Source organism: Streptomyces sp. NPDC088400, assembly GCF_044753355.1.
Classification (GTDB): domain Bacteria; phylum Actinomycetota; class Actinomycetes; order Streptomycetales; family Streptomycetaceae; genus Streptomyces.
The window spans coordinates 160,973-174,954 of record NZ_JBIVMZ010000001.1; the positions used below are offsets into that span (position 1 = coordinate 160,973).

Annotated in this window: 16 protein-coding genes and 1 pseudogene; 7 read left to right on the forward strand and 10 right to left on the reverse strand. The window is 69.3% G+C overall.

Annotation, left to right across the window (positions count from 1 at the left end):
* Positions 1-63: 63 nt before the first annotated feature.
* A complete protein-coding gene (locus ACIQD6_RS00820; protein WP_401876727.1) occupies positions 64-1,881 on the reverse strand; it encodes a serine hydrolase in 1,818 nt (605 codons plus the stop codon).
* A gap of 200 nt (positions 1,882-2,081) precedes the next feature.
* On the reverse strand, positions 2,082-2,321 hold the full coding sequence (locus ACIQD6_RS00825; RefSeq protein ID WP_401876729.1) for a TetR-like C-terminal domain-containing protein: 240 nt from the start codon (positions 2,319-2,321) through the stop codon (positions 2,082-2,084).
* Between ACIQD6_RS00825 and ACIQD6_RS00830 the strand changes: the two genes are divergently transcribed.
* Both ACIQD6_RS00830 and ACIQD6_RS00835 read left to right on the forward strand, forming a co-directional pair.
* The gene (locus tag ACIQD6_RS00830; RefSeq protein ID WP_401876731.1) at positions 2,320-2,511 is read left to right on the forward strand and encodes a hypothetical protein; all 192 of its coding nucleotides are present in this window, start codon (positions 2,320-2,322) and stop codon (positions 2,509-2,511) included. The genes ACIQD6_RS00825 and ACIQD6_RS00830 overlap by 2 nt on opposite strands.
* 347 nt (positions 2,512-2,858) lie before the next feature.
* The gene (locus tag ACIQD6_RS00835) at positions 2,859-3,398 is read left to right on the forward strand and encodes a GNAT family N-acetyltransferase (RefSeq protein ID WP_401876732.1); all 540 of its coding nucleotides are present in this window, start codon (positions 2,859-2,861) and stop codon (positions 3,396-3,398) included.
* Positions 3,399-3,590: 192 nt separating this feature from the next.
* Here the strand turns inward: ACIQD6_RS00835 and ACIQD6_RS00840 are convergent, their stop codons facing one another.
* On the reverse strand, positions 3,591-3,800 hold the full coding sequence (locus tag ACIQD6_RS00840; protein ID WP_401876733.1) for a hypothetical protein: 210 nt from the start codon (positions 3,798-3,800) through the stop codon (positions 3,591-3,593).
* Positions 3,797-4,288 carry an ATP-binding protein gene (locus ACIQD6_RS00845; protein WP_401876735.1) on the reverse strand — a complete coding sequence of 164 codons (492 nt, stop codon included), beginning with the start codon at positions 4,286-4,288 and terminating at the stop codon, positions 3,797-3,799. The genes ACIQD6_RS00840 and ACIQD6_RS00845 overlap by 4 nt, the downstream gene beginning before the upstream one ends.
* Positions 4,289-4,579: 291 nt before the next feature.
* On the opposite strand from ACIQD6_RS00845, the gene ACIQD6_RS00850 reads away from it, so the two are divergent.
* The 3 genes from ACIQD6_RS00850 (at position 4,580) to ACIQD6_RS00860 (ending at position 5,901) form a co-directional block, all read left to right on the forward strand.
* Complete coding sequence (locus ACIQD6_RS00850) at positions 4,580-5,410, forward strand: helix-turn-helix domain-containing protein (RefSeq protein WP_401876737.1); 831 nt, start codon at positions 4,580-4,582, stop codon at positions 5,408-5,410.
* A gap of 4 nt (positions 5,411-5,414) precedes the next feature.
* Positions 5,415-5,630, forward strand: a complete 216-nt coding sequence (locus tag ACIQD6_RS00855; protein WP_401876738.1) for a DUF397 domain-containing protein — start codon at positions 5,415-5,417, stop codon at positions 5,628-5,630.
* 70 nt (positions 5,631-5,700) lie between these two features.
* Positions 5,701-5,901: a DUF397 domain-containing protein gene (locus ACIQD6_RS00860; RefSeq protein ID WP_401876739.1), complete on the forward strand. Its 201-nt coding sequence runs from the start codon at positions 5,701-5,703 to the stop codon at positions 5,899-5,901.
* A 62-nt stretch (positions 5,902-5,963) separates the two neighbouring features.
* Here ACIQD6_RS00860 and ACIQD6_RS00865 read toward each other — a convergent pair whose 3' ends face one another.
* The 6 genes and pseudogenes from ACIQD6_RS00865 to ACIQD6_RS00890 all read right to left on the reverse strand — a co-directional run bounded on the left by ACIQD6_RS00865 (position 5,964) and on the right by ACIQD6_RS00890 (position 11,351).
* A complete protein-coding gene (locus ACIQD6_RS00865; protein WP_401876741.1) occupies positions 5,964-7,157 on the reverse strand; it encodes a peptidoglycan recognition family protein in 1,194 nt (397 codons plus the stop codon).
* A gap of 347 nt (positions 7,158-7,504) precedes the next feature.
* Positions 7,505-8,227: a dienelactone hydrolase family protein gene (locus tag ACIQD6_RS00870; protein WP_401876742.1), complete on the reverse strand. Its 723-nt coding sequence runs from the start codon at positions 8,225-8,227 to the stop codon at positions 7,505-7,507.
* 279 nt (positions 8,228-8,506) lie between these two features.
* On the reverse strand, positions 8,507-9,463 hold the full coding sequence (locus tag ACIQD6_RS00875; protein ID WP_401876743.1) for a DUF389 domain-containing protein: 957 nt from the start codon (positions 9,461-9,463) through the stop codon (positions 8,507-8,509).
* 105 nt (positions 9,464-9,568) lie between these two features.
* Positions 9,569-9,723 (reverse strand): annotated as a pseudogene (locus tag ACIQD6_RS00880) (type I pantothenate kinase); the annotation flags it as partial.
* A gap of 205 nt (positions 9,724-9,928) precedes the next feature.
* On the reverse strand, positions 9,929-10,924 hold the full coding sequence (gene coaA, locus ACIQD6_RS00885) for a type I pantothenate kinase (RefSeq protein WP_401876745.1): 996 nt from the start codon (positions 10,922-10,924) through the stop codon (positions 9,929-9,931).
* Positions 10,925-11,036: 112 nt separating this feature from the next.
* Positions 11,037-11,351 carry a helix-turn-helix domain-containing protein gene (locus ACIQD6_RS00890; protein WP_401876746.1) on the reverse strand — a complete coding sequence of 105 codons (315 nt, stop codon included), beginning with the start codon at positions 11,349-11,351 and terminating at the stop codon, positions 11,037-11,039.
* A gap of 264 nt (positions 11,352-11,615) precedes the next feature.
* Here ACIQD6_RS00890 and glmS point away from each other — a divergent pair, with 264 nt between their 5' ends.
* The gene (glmS, locus tag ACIQD6_RS00895; RefSeq protein WP_401876748.1) at positions 11,616-13,475 is read left to right on the forward strand and encodes a glutamine--fructose-6-phosphate transaminase (isomerizing); all 1,860 of its coding nucleotides are present in this window, start codon (positions 11,616-11,618) and stop codon (positions 13,473-13,475) included.
* 121 nt (positions 13,476-13,596) lie between these two features.
* A complete protein-coding gene (locus tag ACIQD6_RS00900; protein ID WP_401876750.1) occupies positions 13,597-13,965 on the forward strand; it encodes a holo-ACP synthase in 369 nt (122 codons plus the stop codon).
* The last annotated feature ends 17 nt before the right edge of the window (positions 13,966-13,982 follow it).

A 13,982-nucleotide genomic window follows, 5' to 3' on the forward strand; every position in this document is an offset into this window, starting at 1 on the left:
GCACCACCTGAACGGGGTCGTACCGGCCGTTCATGTTTCTCCGCCTCTTCCGTCTTCGCTTCCTCAGACGGCCTGTTGGACCTTCCACATCAGGTCGTCGAACTCGCCGCCGAGGCTGCTGCCCGGACGTCCGGCGTTGCAGACGGCGAACCAGCCGCGGCCGTCGGACGGGCGGACCAGGATCGACTGGGTGCCGGGCAGGGTGCCGTCGTGCCAGATCGTGCCGGCGCTGTTGACGCTCCAGCCCCGGGCGTAGCCCGGTGTCGTCGCCGTGACCGGGCGGACCGCCGAGGCGGTCGTCATGTCCGTGCGGGTGGCCGGTCGCAGCAGGTCGGGGGGTGAGGGCAGGCCGTCGACCGAGAAGAGGAAGCGCAGTACGTCGGACGGGGTCGCGACCCAGCCTCCGTGGGCGTCCATGCGGTCGACCCGGCACCCGTACGGCTCGGCCAGATCGAGGCCGGCGTACATCGCCTCCCGGGCGGCCCGGTCCGGGGCGGTGGCGCCTGCCAGGATCGCCTGGTTCGCGCCTGCCGGGGCCAGTACGAAGCGGCGGACGAAATCTCCGTACGACAGTCCGCTGACCCGCTCGATGATCCGTCCCAGCAGGCAGTAGCCGAAGTTCGAGTAGCCGTAGGTGGTGCCCGGGGCGGCGCCGAGCGGCTGGTTGTCGAGGGTCCAGGTGATGAGGGCGTTCTGACTCAGCGCCAGCTGCTTGAACATTGGGTCGTTGCTGTCGTTGGTCCAGCCGCCCGCCGAGTGTTCGAGCAGGTGTCGCAGCGTCACGGCCTTCACACGCGCGCTGTACGGCACGGTCCCGTACGTGGTGCCGAGCAGGGCCCCCGGGCCGAACACCACGTCCGTGAGGGCGAGTCGGCCCTGGTCGATCAGCAGGTGGACGGCGGTGGAGGTGATCGGCTTGCTGACGCTCGCGATACGGAACCGGTGGTCCGGTGTGGTGATCTCGCGGGTGATGCGGTTGGCGTAGCCGAAGGCGCGGGCGGCCCGGATCGCGCCGCCCCGGGCGAGGGCGAAGCTGAAGCCGGGCACGGCCCACTTCTGCATGAAGGGCACGATCAGCCCGTTCGCGGCGTCGCCGGTGAGGTCGGCCTCGGGGGTGGATTCCCAGACCGTGGTGTAGGTCGCCGAGCCGCCGGCGCGGGAGCCGCTGATGTCGACGAGCCGCAGGCCGGCCGCCGTGTTGGTGTCGAAATGGTGCTGGAAGTCGCTGTGCGCGATGCCGTGTGCCGCCGCCCCCGGGTGTCCGGGGGACTGCTCCCAGATGCCCGCGTAGCGGATGTCGCCGCCGCTCGGGTAGCCGACGACGCGGATCAGCCGGAAGCCGTGCTCACGCTGGGTGTCGAACTCCCGCTGGTACTCGTCGGCCGACATGCCGTGCCGCGCGTTCCAGGCCGGTCCGGCGTAGCGGTCCCAGACGCAGGCGAACCGCTCGCCTCCCGCGTCCGCGTACGGCGAGACGCAGCGCAGCCGGAAACCCTGGTGCGACAGGTCGTCGAACAGGGACTGGTACTCGGGCCCCGTCAGCCCGTGCCGGGCGACCCATTCCAGGCTCCGCTCCCGCTCCCAGACCGCACTGAACAGGGGCTCGTCCCCCGAGTGGAACACCGACACGTCGACCGGCCGGAATCCGTCGCGCTCCAGCGAGGTGACCGCGGCCTGGTAGTCGGCGGCCGAGATGCCGTGGCGGGCCTGCCAGGCGCTGCCGCCCTGGACGCCCCAGACACTGGCGTACCGCGGCTCGCCGGCGAGGACGTAGCCGGAGATCTTCATCAGCCGGTAGCCGCGAGCGGTGAGCTGGTCGAACGTCGCCTGATGGTCCGCCGCGGTGAGGCCGTGGCGCGCTTGCCAGTCGGTCACGATCATGGGGCGGCTCCGGGCGCGGGTGGTGGAGGGGGTCCGGGGGATCTCCTGGTGGCGCGTGCTCGTCGCTCCACGGTAGGCACGAAGTGTTCCGGAGCGCCCTTCCTGCGCGGCCACTCGCGGGCTGCCCGAGCGCCGACACCCCGATGGCGCGGACCGTGTACGGATTCCGGCCGACATCGCGGCTGGTGGTGCGGGTGCTGTCAGTCCGGCAGCAGGTGTGACACGAGGGTGCGCGTCCATTCGGGGGTCAGGGCCTGGTCGGTGAAGACGGCCCGGTAGTAGAGGGGGGCGAGCAGGGCGTCCGCGACGCGTTCGACGGCCGGGGTCTCATTGCCCCGGGCCTGTTCCCGTTCCAGCATGGCCTGGAGCTGCTGCCGGCGTTCTCCGGTACATGCGCCGGCGCCTTGTTCTCCGGCCGCACCGATGGTGCGCTGGGACATGGACGCGGCGCTGCTCGCGACAGAGCAGCCGATCGCCGTGTTCGCGATACGTGATCTGGTGACCCGGGAAGCGATCGACCGCTACGGGGACCGCTTCGACATCGCGCCCGTCGACCTGGGCAGCCACCACTTCCCGGTGGAGGCGCCCGAAGGCACGGCGAGGCTTCTGGCCGGAGTGGGGACCCCGTAGGACGAACACGGGGCCCGGTTGCTCCTGCCGGGCTCTCTCCTCTGCGCCTGGTCCGATCCGGCTCGGGCGGTGGCCGCTGTGCCGGTCATCGCCCGGGACTGTTCGGCCCGAGTCGCCGGAGCGATCACCCCTGGTGTCGGCAGGCGTCGATGAGCAGGAGTACGGACAGGAAGCCAGACGGCCACGAGGCTTGGCGTTCCGCGCCGGGGCACGGGCCGGGCCTCGGGTGCCACGGGGCGGCGGCCGGGGCCCGCAGTCTCAGTGGAGTGGCCGTCCCGCGTTGGCCCGGCCACTCGACCTTCCGGATGGAAGAGTGGGGCGACCGGACTCGTACTCCAGGAGGCACTGTGCGGTTCACGATACGTCCGGCCGGTTCAGCGGACGCCGCCTCGGTCACGGGCATCGTTCTCGCCCGGTCGGCCTGGCTGGAGGAACGTGGGATGCCGAGCTGGCGCAAGGACGTGGAGCTGGTAAGCGCACAGACCGAGAACCCTGATGGGGCGATGTACGTACTGGAGGCGGATGGCCGGGTTGTCGGCTGCACGACGGTGACCAGGTCGACGCCCCCGATGGCGTGGACCGAAGAGGAACTCGCGCACTCGGCGCTCTACCTCTACACCACGATCACGGACCCTTCGGTACGGGCGTGGAAGCCAGGAACTCTCCTTGCTCTATGGGCAGTTGACCGCGCTGCCCGACTGGGCGTGTCGTGGGTACGGCGTGGCTGCCGATTCCCAGGTCTGGTCGCGTACTACGAGCGGCAGGGTTTCACCGTGGTTCATGAGATGCGGAAGACTCACGGCCCGATGTATCTGATGAGCCGTCGTGCGGAGCGCATCGAGGATTTGGAGGGCCGTTTCCACGGCCTGGTGGCGCCTCCCGCGTAGTCGGAGAACACGGTTGGTCCCGGCCGACGGTTCGAGTTGGTACCGGGGCTGTCCGAGCCTCAGGCGATCACACCCGGCACCGGCAGGCGTCGATGAGCAGGAGTACGGACAGGAGCCAGACGGCCACGAGGCTTGGCGTTCCGCGCCGGAGCAAGGGCCGGGCCTCGGGTGCCACGGGGCGGCGGCCGGTCATCATGTGGTCCCGGCCCCCGGCGGGCACTCGGGTGCACAGACCCACAGCTGGAAGACGAAGCCCTGGTACCGCACCTCGCCGAGTACCCGGCCGTTCGTACCGAGTCGGCGGGCGCACCGTACGCAGTCGATGGCCATCTGTTGCCGGGGCTCCAGCCTGGTCAGTTGCGGCAGGCCGTCCAGGGGCCGGTCCGCGGGGCCGCCGCTCACCGTTCGTCCTCGCTCTTCGCGCACAGCTCGACCCATACGCTCTTGCCCCAGCGCAGGAGGTCAGTACCCCAGCGGTCTCCCAATGCCTCGATGACGGCGAATCCCCGCCCGTTCTCGTCGTCGTCCGTCGCCCGGCGAGGGACGGGGCACGTGCGGGACTTGTCCACGACGGCGATCCGTACCCGGCCCTGCTCCGGCAGGGAGACGGTCACACGCACCAGCCGACTTCCGCTGTGCGCAACCGAGTTGCTCACCAGCTCCGACACGACGAGCGCGCCGGTCTCCGCGAGGTCGGCCAGGCCCCAGGTGTCGCAGGCGATGCTCACCAGGAGCCGGGCCCGGCGGGCCGACTCGGGTGCGCAGGGCAGGGTTTGGGTGTAGGCAGGACGGCCGGTGGCGGAGGGGAGTGCACCGTGGGCCTCCAACACGCTCTTTATCAACCGCCGTTGAGCGCTGCGGGCGGGGTCGGCCGGGTTGTGGAGATGCATGGGGACTCCAGCGGCGGTTCTGGTCTTTGGGCGCACGCCCTTGACAGGGCAACTTCCGCGCCCGCTACCGTCTGTGACGTCGCGGTAACTCGTTCAGATTGGGGTGCGCGGTGACCGCTGAGCAAGCTGGCGCGAGAATCTCGCGCGAATTGGTATATGTGATCGAAGGCGCTACAGACTCCACAAGAGGGACATTGGCTGCCAGACTCATCACAGGCACCGCAGTGTGGCGGGCTCTAGTTCCACGGAGGCACACTCGTGGCAGCACCAACGGGACCCACGGTCCGGCGTATGCAACTGGGCTGGGAACTCAAACAGTTGCGGGACAAGGCCGGATTAACCCTTGCTCAGGCGGTCGAAGGGTTGACGTTCTCGCCGTCGAAGCTCCATCGCACGGAGAACGGCCTGACCGGTCTGCCGAAGGTCCAGGACTTGAAGGACCTCCTCGATCGCTACGGCGTCGAGGAGGCGGGGGACGTGGACTTCCTGGTGGAGATCCATCGTGATTCGCTGAACCGGGGTTGGTGGTCTGTCTATCGCAGTGTCATGCCGTCCGGTATGAGCATGTTCATCGGCCTGGAAAGCGGCGCTCGGAGTGTTCGCGCCTGGCAGCCGGATGTCGTCTACGGGTTGTTGCAGACCGAGCGCTACGCCCGGGAGATGTTCCTGATGGCGAAGTCAGTCGAAGAGACAACCACCGAGTTCGTGGAGCGTCATGTTCAGATCCGTATGCAGCGAAAGGAGGTACTGACTCGCAAGCAGTGTCCGCTGGAACTGTGGGCCATCCTTGATGAGGCCACGCTGCGGCGGGTTGCTGGCGGACCTGACGTCATGCGGGAGCTGTACGAGGAGATCATCAGGCTCTCGCAGCTGGACAATGTGACGGTCCAGATCCTGCCTGCGAACATCTCGACCTATCGCTGTAGCTTCAACTTCGCACTGCTGGACTTCGTCGCCCCGATGCCCACGGTGGTCCAATCCGACGCGGCTGACGGGTCGGGCCTTGGCGACAAGGACACAACGATCTGGACCTTCACCCGCAGGTTCGATGCCCTGCGAGCCGGTGCTCTCGCCCCCGGTGAGACAGTGGCGTTCCTACAACGACTAGCCCGAGAGGTCTGACCCCATGGTTCACCACGGCAAGTCTCAACTCATCTCCGAGGCAACATGGTTCACGTCCTCGTACAGCTCGGAGAATGGCACCAACTGCGTCGAGGTCGCTGACCTCGCCCGTACCGGCCGCGTAGGCGTCCGCGACTCCAAGCGCAAGGCTGGCCCCGCGCTCGTCGTTCCTGCCGACGCGTGGGCGCAGTTCGTCGAGGGTGCCCGGTCGGGTTTCTGAGGCGGTAGTGAGACAGTGACGGTCCTGCAACCTCTAGCCCGAGAGGTCTGACCCCATGAATCATCGCGCCATGTCTGAACTGGTCGCTGAGGCAGGCTGGTTCACGTCCTCGTACAGCCAGGAGAACGGCACCAACTGTGTCGAGGTCGCTGACCTCGCCCGTACCGGCCAGGTAGGCATCCGCGACTCCAAGCGCAAGGCCGGTCCCGCCCTCGTCGTCCCCGCCGCCGCGTGGGCGCGGTTCGTCGTCGGCGCCCGGTCGGGGTTCTGACGCGGGCCGGTCGGGGTGTGTGGCCGCGCCTCTCCCGGCGGGGCCACACACCGTAACGTCCCTTAGCGGGTGCCCTTGCGTACCTCACCGAGCAGTTCGTACATCGTCTCGCCGGGGCAGTCGGTCTCCAGCCAGTCGCGGTGGCCGCTGACCGTGTCGACGTCCTTGGTGACGCCGTTCACCGGGTTGGTGAAGGTCATCTTCGCCTGCGGGCTGAGGCCGTGTATGCGGGCGAGCATCGTGACCAGGTTGGTCAGTGACTCCTTGGCGGCGTCCGTCGGGCGCTGGGCCGCGAGGTTGCCGATCAGGGCTATGCCGATGTTGCCGGAGTTGAACCCGGCGGTGTGGAAGGCGGTGACGAGCTTGCCGTCCTTGTCGTGGGCGGGGAGGTCGTCGTCCCCGGAGTAGCGGCCCTCGTAGATCGCGCCTGCCTCGTCGATCAGGAAGTGGTAGCCGATGTCACCCCAATCGTTGGTGATCGCGTGGTACTCGTAGATCGCCCGGACGGTGGCGGCGGGGTCCGGGTCGTCGTTCGGGGTGTCGGTGTGATGGACGGTCAGGCACTGCGCGTCGTAGTAGACCTCGGGCGAGTTGACCTTGCCGTCCTTGAAGCGCAGGGACTCGTCCGCGCCCCAGGCCGCCCGGCTCAGGTACCGCACCCCGCGTGCGCGTGTCGGTTCGCTCGGCACCTTCACGTTCCGCTGCGGACCGGCCGTCGTGTCGATCGCGAGCGACGTCACGTCCGACGCGCCACGCTCTTCTCTGACCTCGTACTTCTCGGCGCCCGATGCCGGAACGAGGGCGGTGCCGCCGCCGTTCACCTGCGCGCAACCGCCGCCCGCGGCCTGCCACTCGCCGTTCGAACCGTCGGCCTTCGTCACGCGGACCGAGGCGCCGTTACGGGCGGTTCCCGCCCAGCGGACCGCCACATAGCCGACCGGGAAGGCCGCGTTGACCGGATCGGTGCCGGTGGCCTTGTGCGACCGGGTCTTGGGGAACTTCTCGGTCCTCATGCCCTTCGTGCTCTCGGTGGTGTTCGAGTCGGCCGCCGGGTCGGGGGACTCGTCGGACTCCCCGGCGGCGAAGACCACCGGTGTCAGGGCGGCGCCGAGGGCCACCGCGCCCGTGGCGCCGATCACTCCGCGGCGCGTGACGCGGGACTTGGCCCGGTGGGAGGACGGAGCGGAGGAATCGGCGGAGCCGGCCGAATCGACGGAAGGTGAAGAAGACGTGGGGGGTGTGGGGGACTCTGGCATAGCGATGACCTTTTGATCGATGTACTGGAAACATCTGTGTGCGGAATTCCGGAGAGTCACGCGCTCATTACGTAACCGGCACCGGGAAATCCCTTACAGCAGAAATCACTTCACAGGTATTCACTATTACCAATGGCTTCGGGTTCCCAGGTACCCGAAGTTTTCCGGATGCTGAGCTTCATGGACTCCGCCGGCTGACAGCCGGCAACGCTGACCGGTCGGCCTGGGTGGGGAGGTCGCCGCCGTCCGATGCCGGCCACCGCCATCGAGGAGGGCCGGGACCTGCCTCGATGGCGGCATCCTGGCCGACACCGCCTACCGGCTGCTGCCGGCCCGGCGGCCCGGCCTCACTTCAGGTGCCGGCCGAAGAACCGGTTCCCGTCGTCCACCTCGAACCACGGGGTGCCGGTGTGCCCGCCCAGGTTGGCGTGCAGCGTCTTCTCCTCGGTGCCGAAGGCGTCGAACAGGTCCAGGGCCCGCTGTCGGGGGTTCCCTTCGTCGTCCCACTGCAGCAGGAACAGCAGCGGAACAGTGACCTGCGGGGCCTCCTCGCGTTGGGCGCGGGGCACGTAACCCCCGGCGAAGAAGCCGGCGGCCGCGATGCGCGGCTCGACCACCGCCAGCCGAATGCCGACGGCGGTCCACCCCGAGTACCCGACCCGGCCGCCGATCTCGGGCAGCGCAAGGAGAGCGTCCAGGGTGGTCCGCCAGTCCGGGACCGCCTTTTCGACCAGCGGGCCGATGAAGGACTCGAAGATCTCATCGACCGGCTCGCCGGCCCGCATCGCCCGGCGGAGGTGGGCGCGGGCCTGCTCGTCGGCGGCCGAACGGGGCCGGTCACCGCACCCGGTGGCGTCGATGGTGGCCACCGCGTAGCCGTACGCCGCGGAGTGCCGGGCCCGGGCCACCAGCCGGGATTCCCCCTTGGGCAGGCCGTTGTTGTGGGCCATGAGGATCAGTGGGGCCGGTGCGGCGGATCCGGGCGTCCACAGGGTGCCGGGGATCTCGCCGAGGGTGAATTCGCGTTCGAGGACGCCGTCGTCGAGGCGCTGCTCGGAAGTGAATCGCATGGTCGTGCCTTTCGGGAGTGCTCCTGAACGGCGCTCCCGGACGACCTATCGTCCGACCGTGACCCCGGAGGGGAGCACCCATGTCGATACTGCGTTCACGGGTACCACCTCCTCGTTCTCTCGCACGGCCTCCGGGAAAGTAGCAGTGGTCGCCGTGGTCCGCCAACGGGTTTTCGCGGAGGCTCCGTGGCCGGATGCCGCCTCACCACGTAGGACACGGTCCAAGTGAAAGGCTCCTGGCGGGGCTTGGCGGCAGAACGGACGGAGTGCGGACCGGGGTCAGGACGCAGGCGTCTTACCGGTGTGCCGTACGCGGCCCTGCCGGACCGACCACAGTGCCTTCTGCGCGAGCAGTGTCAGCGTGCCCGCCGCGACGATGCCTGCCAGGTTCAGCAGAAGCTGACCGCTGGAGCCCCAGACCTGGCCGAACTCGCCGTAGCCGAGCGCCACTGCCGCGTTGGCGGCGGCCGGGACCGTGGTCACCGAGATGGCCACCCCCACCAGCGCGCCCGATTTGGACGAGGTCAGCGAGAGCATGCCCGCTATGCCCGCGAGCCCCGCGACCACCAGTGAGAACAGGTCCGGGTTCCAGATGAACGAGGTGTTCGGCCGGTCCGCGTCCAGCAGCGAGCGGGAGAACAGCCCGAAGCCGTCCATGGCCAGACTGAACGCGGTCGTCAGCACCATCGCCACCATGAAACCGGCGATCAGCGCGATCAGAGAGCGCAGGGCGAGTCTCGGGGCGCGCTGCACGAGTGCCGTACAGATCCCGGCCAGCGGGCCGAACTCCGGACCGACCGCCATCGCGCCCACGATCAGGATCGCGTTGTCCAGCACCACACCGCAGGCCGCGATCATCGTCGCGAGGGTCAGAAACGCCAGATAGGTGAAAGAGAGCGTCGACTCCTCATGGGTCACGTCCTCCAACTGCTCCCACAGCACCGCGTCGGCGCCCTCGCCCGGCGCCGCCTCCTCCGCCTCGTCGGCCCGCTCGGACAGCGACAGATCGACGCTCCCCACGGCGATCGAACCGGACCGGTCGATGCCGAGGGCGCGCAGCGTGGCGATCAGTTCGTCGCCGGCCTCGCGCGCCACGTCGCACATGACCAGATCGCCCAGCGGGTCACGGGCGACGCCCGGTACGACCACGAGATGGGCGGTGCCGACCGTGCGTTCAACCGACCGTACGACTTCGTCCGTACGGTCGGCGGGCACGAGCAGGCGCAGATGCAACACGGCGGTGGCTCCCGGGCGTTCGCGTGAATCGTGAATTCAGAGCGGTGATATCAGAGCGGTGAAGTCGGAGCGGTGAAGTCGGAGCGGTACAAGTCGTCCGCGCTGTCAGAGCTTGCGCAGCGACAGTCGCTGGACCTTGTGGTCGGGCCCCTTGCCGGCACCAGTGTGGCGCGGCTCCGGGTAGGGGTCACATTTTCCAGCAGGTTGGGCTTGTTGACGGCCCGCCACATCGTACGGGCGTAATCCAGGGCCTTCTCCTCGGCGGAGGTTCGGCGTGGGGGCGGATGGCTGCGCTGTTGCCGCGTGCTGAGGGACCTGGCCGAAGCTGCTGGAACATGTCCAGGCCCAGCTCAATGGCGGTTCGAGGCGGCGGTGGGTCGGGCCGTGGCTGTCTTCGGGTAGTGGCGGCGCAGGTTGGCGGAAGTGTGATCACGAAGAGGGCCCTGCGGCCTTGTCCCACCGCTGTCAGAGCTTGCGGAGCCGCAGCCGCTGGACCTTGTGGTCCGGGCCCTTGCGCAGGACCAGCGTGGCGCGGCCCCTGGTGGGGGCGACGTTTTCCAGGAGGTTGGGCTTGTTGATGGTCCGCCATGTCGTACGGGCGTAATCCAGGGCCTCGTTCTCGGAGACCTGGGTGTACTTCCGGAAATACGACGACGGATCCTGGAAGGCCGTATCGCGGAGTTTGCGGAACCGGCTCAGATACCAGCTCTCGATGTCCTCGGCGCGCGCGTCGACGTACACGCTGAAGTCGAAGTAGTCGGCGAGGCCCACCCGTGTCCGGCCGTCCTTTCCGGGCAGGGCCGGCTGGAGGACGTTGAGCCCTTCCACGATGAGGATGTCGGGCCGCCGCACGGTGAGGAGTTCGCCCGGCACGATGTCGTAGATGAGGTGCGAGTAGACGGGGGCGGTGACCTCGTCCTTGCCCGCCTTGATGTCGGCGACGAACCGGGTCAGGGACCGCCGGTCGAACGACTCGGGGAACCCCTTGCGCGACATCAGCCCGCGATCCTGCAACTCCTTCATCGGGTACAGGAAGCCGTCGGTGGTGACGAGTTCGACGCGCGGGTGCTCGGGCCAGCGCGCGAGCAGCGCCTGGAGGAGCCGGGCCACGGTGGACTTGCCGACGGCCACGCTTCCGGCGACGCCTATGACGAACGGCGTGCCGCGCTGGGCGCCGAGTCCGTTGCCCGCGTCGCCGAGGAAGGTGTTCAGTGAGCCGCGCAGCCCGGTGGTGGACTGGACGTAGAGGTTGAGGAGCCGGGAGAGCGGGAGGTAGACGTCCCGTACCTCGTCGAGGTCTATGACGTCCCCGAGCCCGCGCAGCTGCTCGACCTCCTCGGCCGTCAGCGGCAGCGGAGTCTTGTCCCGCAGCGCACTCCACTCGTCCCGGCTGAGGTCGACGTAGGGGGTCGGCCCGTGGTCGGCCCGGCGGGGGGTGCTTCGTGGCGGCGAAGTGATCACGCCCGCCATTGTCCGGGGTCGGGGGGTGGTTGTGGGGGGCGGCGGGTGGTGGGCTCGGTCACGTGGGCGGGGCGGTGGGGTGCCGCGAGACTCGGGTTTTCCGGGTGTCCGGTCAGGCGGCGTTGCCGTGAGGGGTGAGGTTGATGGTCAGGTCGGCGTCGAGGGCACGGGCCAGGCGTCGCAGAAGGGGGATGGTGGGGACGGTGCCGCCACCTTCGATGCGGGAGATCTGGGGTTGCTTCATGCCGCAGCGCTCGGCGAGCTCGGTCTGGGACAGGCCGAGAGCGGTACGCCGGTCGTAGACCATCTGACCGAGGTCATGGGCCAGTTCCGCCTCTTCGTAGAGGCGGTCGTACTCGGGGTTGTCCTCCGCCGCTTCGCCCAGGAGCTTGCGGTGGTGGCGGGTCTTCCACTCGGCGTGGTTCATCGCAGTTCCTCCTTGATGCCGCGGCTGTAGACGGCGTGCTTCGGGCTCGATCTCGATCGTGTACCGCTCACCGTCCATAACATCGATGATATATGGCATGGGTGCCATAGGGCCGGTGGTCACCCGGGCGCCGTAGGTCGGCCGGGGACCGGTGCCGGGGGGCCGGTCGCGGCGCTCGTGGTGCTTTCGGCGCGGTCCCGGTGTGCCGCGACGCGTTCTGCGACGATGCGTCCGGCGGGTGGGAACGGCCAGGAAGGGATTGGTATGTGCGGAATCGTGGGGTACGTCGGCGGTCAGTCGGCGCTTGATGTGGTCATCGCGGGTCTGAAGCGGCTCGAATACCGGGGCTATGACTCCGCCGGGGTCGCCGTACTCGCCGACGGCGGACTGGCCGCGGCCAGGAAGGCGGGCAAGCTCGTCAATCTGGAGAAGGCGCTGGTGGAACGGCCGTTGCCGAGTGGTTCCACCGGGATCGGGCATACCCGGTGGGCCACCCACGGCGGGCCGACCGACGCCAACGCCCACCCTCATCTGGACAACGCCGGGCGGGTCGCCGTCGTCCACAACGGGATCATCGAGAACTTCGCCGCGCTCCGGGCCGAACTGGCCGGCCGCGGCCACGACCTGGGGTCGGAGACCGACACCGAGGTGGTGGCGCATCTGCTCGCCGAGGGGTTCTCGTCGTGCGGCGATCTCGCGGAGTCGATGCGGCAGGTGTGCCGGCGGCTGGAGGGGGCCTTCACGCTCGTCGCCGTACACGCGGACGAGCCCGACGTGGTCGTCGGCGCGCGCCGCAACTCGCCGCTCGTGGTCGGTGTCGGGGAGGGGGAGGCCTTCCTCGCCTCGGACGTCGCCGCGTTCATCGCCCACACCCGTTCCGCGATCGAGCTGGGCCAGGACCAGGTGGTCGAGTTGCGCCGCGACGGCGTACGGGACGGGGTGACGGTCACCGGCTTCGACGGTTCCCCGGCCGAGGTGCGCTCGTACCACGTGGACTGGGACGCGTCGGCCGCCGAGAAGGGCGGTTACGACTACTTCATGCTCAAGGAGATCGCCGAGCAGCCGAAGGCGGTCGCCGACACGCTCCTCGGGCGGATCGACGCCGAGGGATCGCTGACGCTCGATGAGGTACGTATCCCCGCCGAGGTGCTGCGCGAGGCCGACAAGGTCGTCATCGTGGCGTGCGGGACGGCCTTCCACGCCGGGATGATCGCGAAGTACGCCATCGAGCACTGGACGCGGATGCCGTGCGAGGTGGAGCTGGCCAGCGAGTTCCGCTACCGGGACCCGATCCTGGACCGGCGCACGCTGGTGATCGCGATCTCGCAGTCCGGGGAGACCATGGACACGCTGATGGCGCTGCGGCACGCCCGGGAACAGGGCGCGAAGGTGCTGGCGATCCGCAATACGAACGGGTCGACCATCCCGAGGGAGTCGGACGCCGTCCTGTACACGCACGCCGGGCCCGAGGTCGCGGTCGCGTCGACCAAGGCGTTCCTGACCCAGCTGGTGGCCTGCTACCTCGTCGCCCTGTATCTCGGGCAGCGGCGCGGCACCAAGTGGGGCGACGAGATCCGGGCCGTCGTACGGGACCTGTCGCGGATCGCGGGCGAGGTGGAGCGCGTACTGGAGACGATGGAGCCGGTACGGGCGCTGGCGCGCACGCTCGCGGACAAGCGGACCGTGCTCTTCCTCGGCCGGCACGTGGGCTATCCGGTGGCCCTGGAGGGCGCGCTCAAGCTCAAGGAACTGGCGTACATGCACGCGGAGGGGTTCGCGGCGGGCGAGTTGAAGCACGGTCCTATCGCGCTGATCGAGGAGGACCTGCCGGTGGTGGTGGTCGTACCGTCGCCGCGCGGGCGTTCGGTGCTGCACGGCAAGATCGTGTCGAACATCCAGGAGATCCGGGCCAGGGGCGCGCGGACGATCGTGATCGCGGAGGAGGGGGACGAGGCGGTGGTGCCGTACGCGGACCATCTGATCCGGATCCCGGCGACGCCGACGCTGCTTCAGCCGCTGGTCGCGACCGTGCCGTTGCAGGTGTTCGCGTGCGAGCTGGCGACGGCGCGGGGCAACGAGGTGGACCAGCCGAGGAACTTGGCGAAGTCCGTGACAGTGGAGTGAGATTGAGCGCGGGTGCGGATGCGGGTGCGGGCGTGATGGTGAGCGGAAGCGCGGGGGCGGGAGCGGGAGTGGGAGCGGTGGGAACGACGGGCAGTCCGGCCACGGGCGAGGGGGGACTCCGGTGATCATCGGGGTGGGCATCGACGTCGCGGCGATCGACCGGTTCGCGGAGTCCCTGCGGCGGACCCCGCAACTCGCCGACCGGCTCTTCCTGGAGCGGGAGTTGCTGCTGCCGAGCGGGGAGCGGCGCGGGGTGGCTTCCCTGGCGGCGCGGTTCGCGGCCAAGGAAGCCGTGGCCAAGGCGCTGGGCGCGCCCGGCGGGCTGCACTGGACGGACGCCGAGGTGTACGTCGAGGACAGCGGGCAGCCGCGGCTGCGGGTGCGCGGGACGGTGGCGGCGCGGGCGGCGGAGCTGGGCGTACGGAGCTGGCATGTCTCGCTCAGCCATGACGCGGGAGTGGCGTCCGCCGTGGTGATCGCGGAGGGTTGACGGGAGCGGGGCAGGCA

Bases quoted from the DNA above. Each gene is read 5' to 3' on its own strand.
- ACIQD6_RS00820 (WP_401876727.1), bottom strand. From the start codon at position 1,881: ATGATCGTGACCGACTGGCAAGCGCGCCACGGCCTCACCGCGGCGGAC.
- ACIQD6_RS00830 (WP_401876731.1), top strand. From the start codon at position 2,320: ATGGACGCGGCGCTGCTCGCGACAGAGCAGCCGATCGCCGTGTTCGCG.
- ACIQD6_RS00825 (WP_401876729.1), bottom strand. From the start codon at position 2,321: ATGTCCCAGCGCACCATCGGTGCGGCCGGAGAACAAGGCGCCGGCGCA.
- ACIQD6_RS00845 (WP_401876735.1), bottom strand. From the start codon at position 4,288: ATGCATCTCCACAACCCGGCCGACCCCGCCCGCAGCGCTCAACGGCGG.
- ACIQD6_RS00850 (WP_401876737.1), top strand. From the start codon at position 4,580: ATGCAACTGGGCTGGGAACTCAAACAGTTGCGGGACAAGGCCGGATTA.
- ACIQD6_RS00855 (WP_401876738.1), top strand. From the start codon at position 5,415: ATGGTTCACCACGGCAAGTCTCAACTCATCTCCGAGGCAACATGGTTC.
- ACIQD6_RS00860 (WP_401876739.1), top strand. From the start codon at position 5,701: ATGTCTGAACTGGTCGCTGAGGCAGGCTGGTTCACGTCCTCGTACAGC.
- ACIQD6_RS00865 (WP_401876741.1), bottom strand. From the start codon at position 7,157: ATGCCAGAGTCCCCCACACCCCCCACGTCTTCTTCACCTTCCGTCGAT.
- ACIQD6_RS00870 (WP_401876742.1), bottom strand. From the start codon at position 8,227: ATGCGATTCACTTCCGAGCAGCGCCTCGACGACGGCGTCCTCGAACGC.
- ACIQD6_RS00890 (WP_401876746.1), bottom strand. From the start codon at position 11,351: ATGAACCACGCCGAGTGGAAGACCCGCCACCACCGCAAGCTCCTGGGC.
- glmS (WP_401876748.1), top strand. From the start codon at position 11,616: ATGTGCGGAATCGTGGGGTACGTCGGCGGTCAGTCGGCGCTTGATGTG.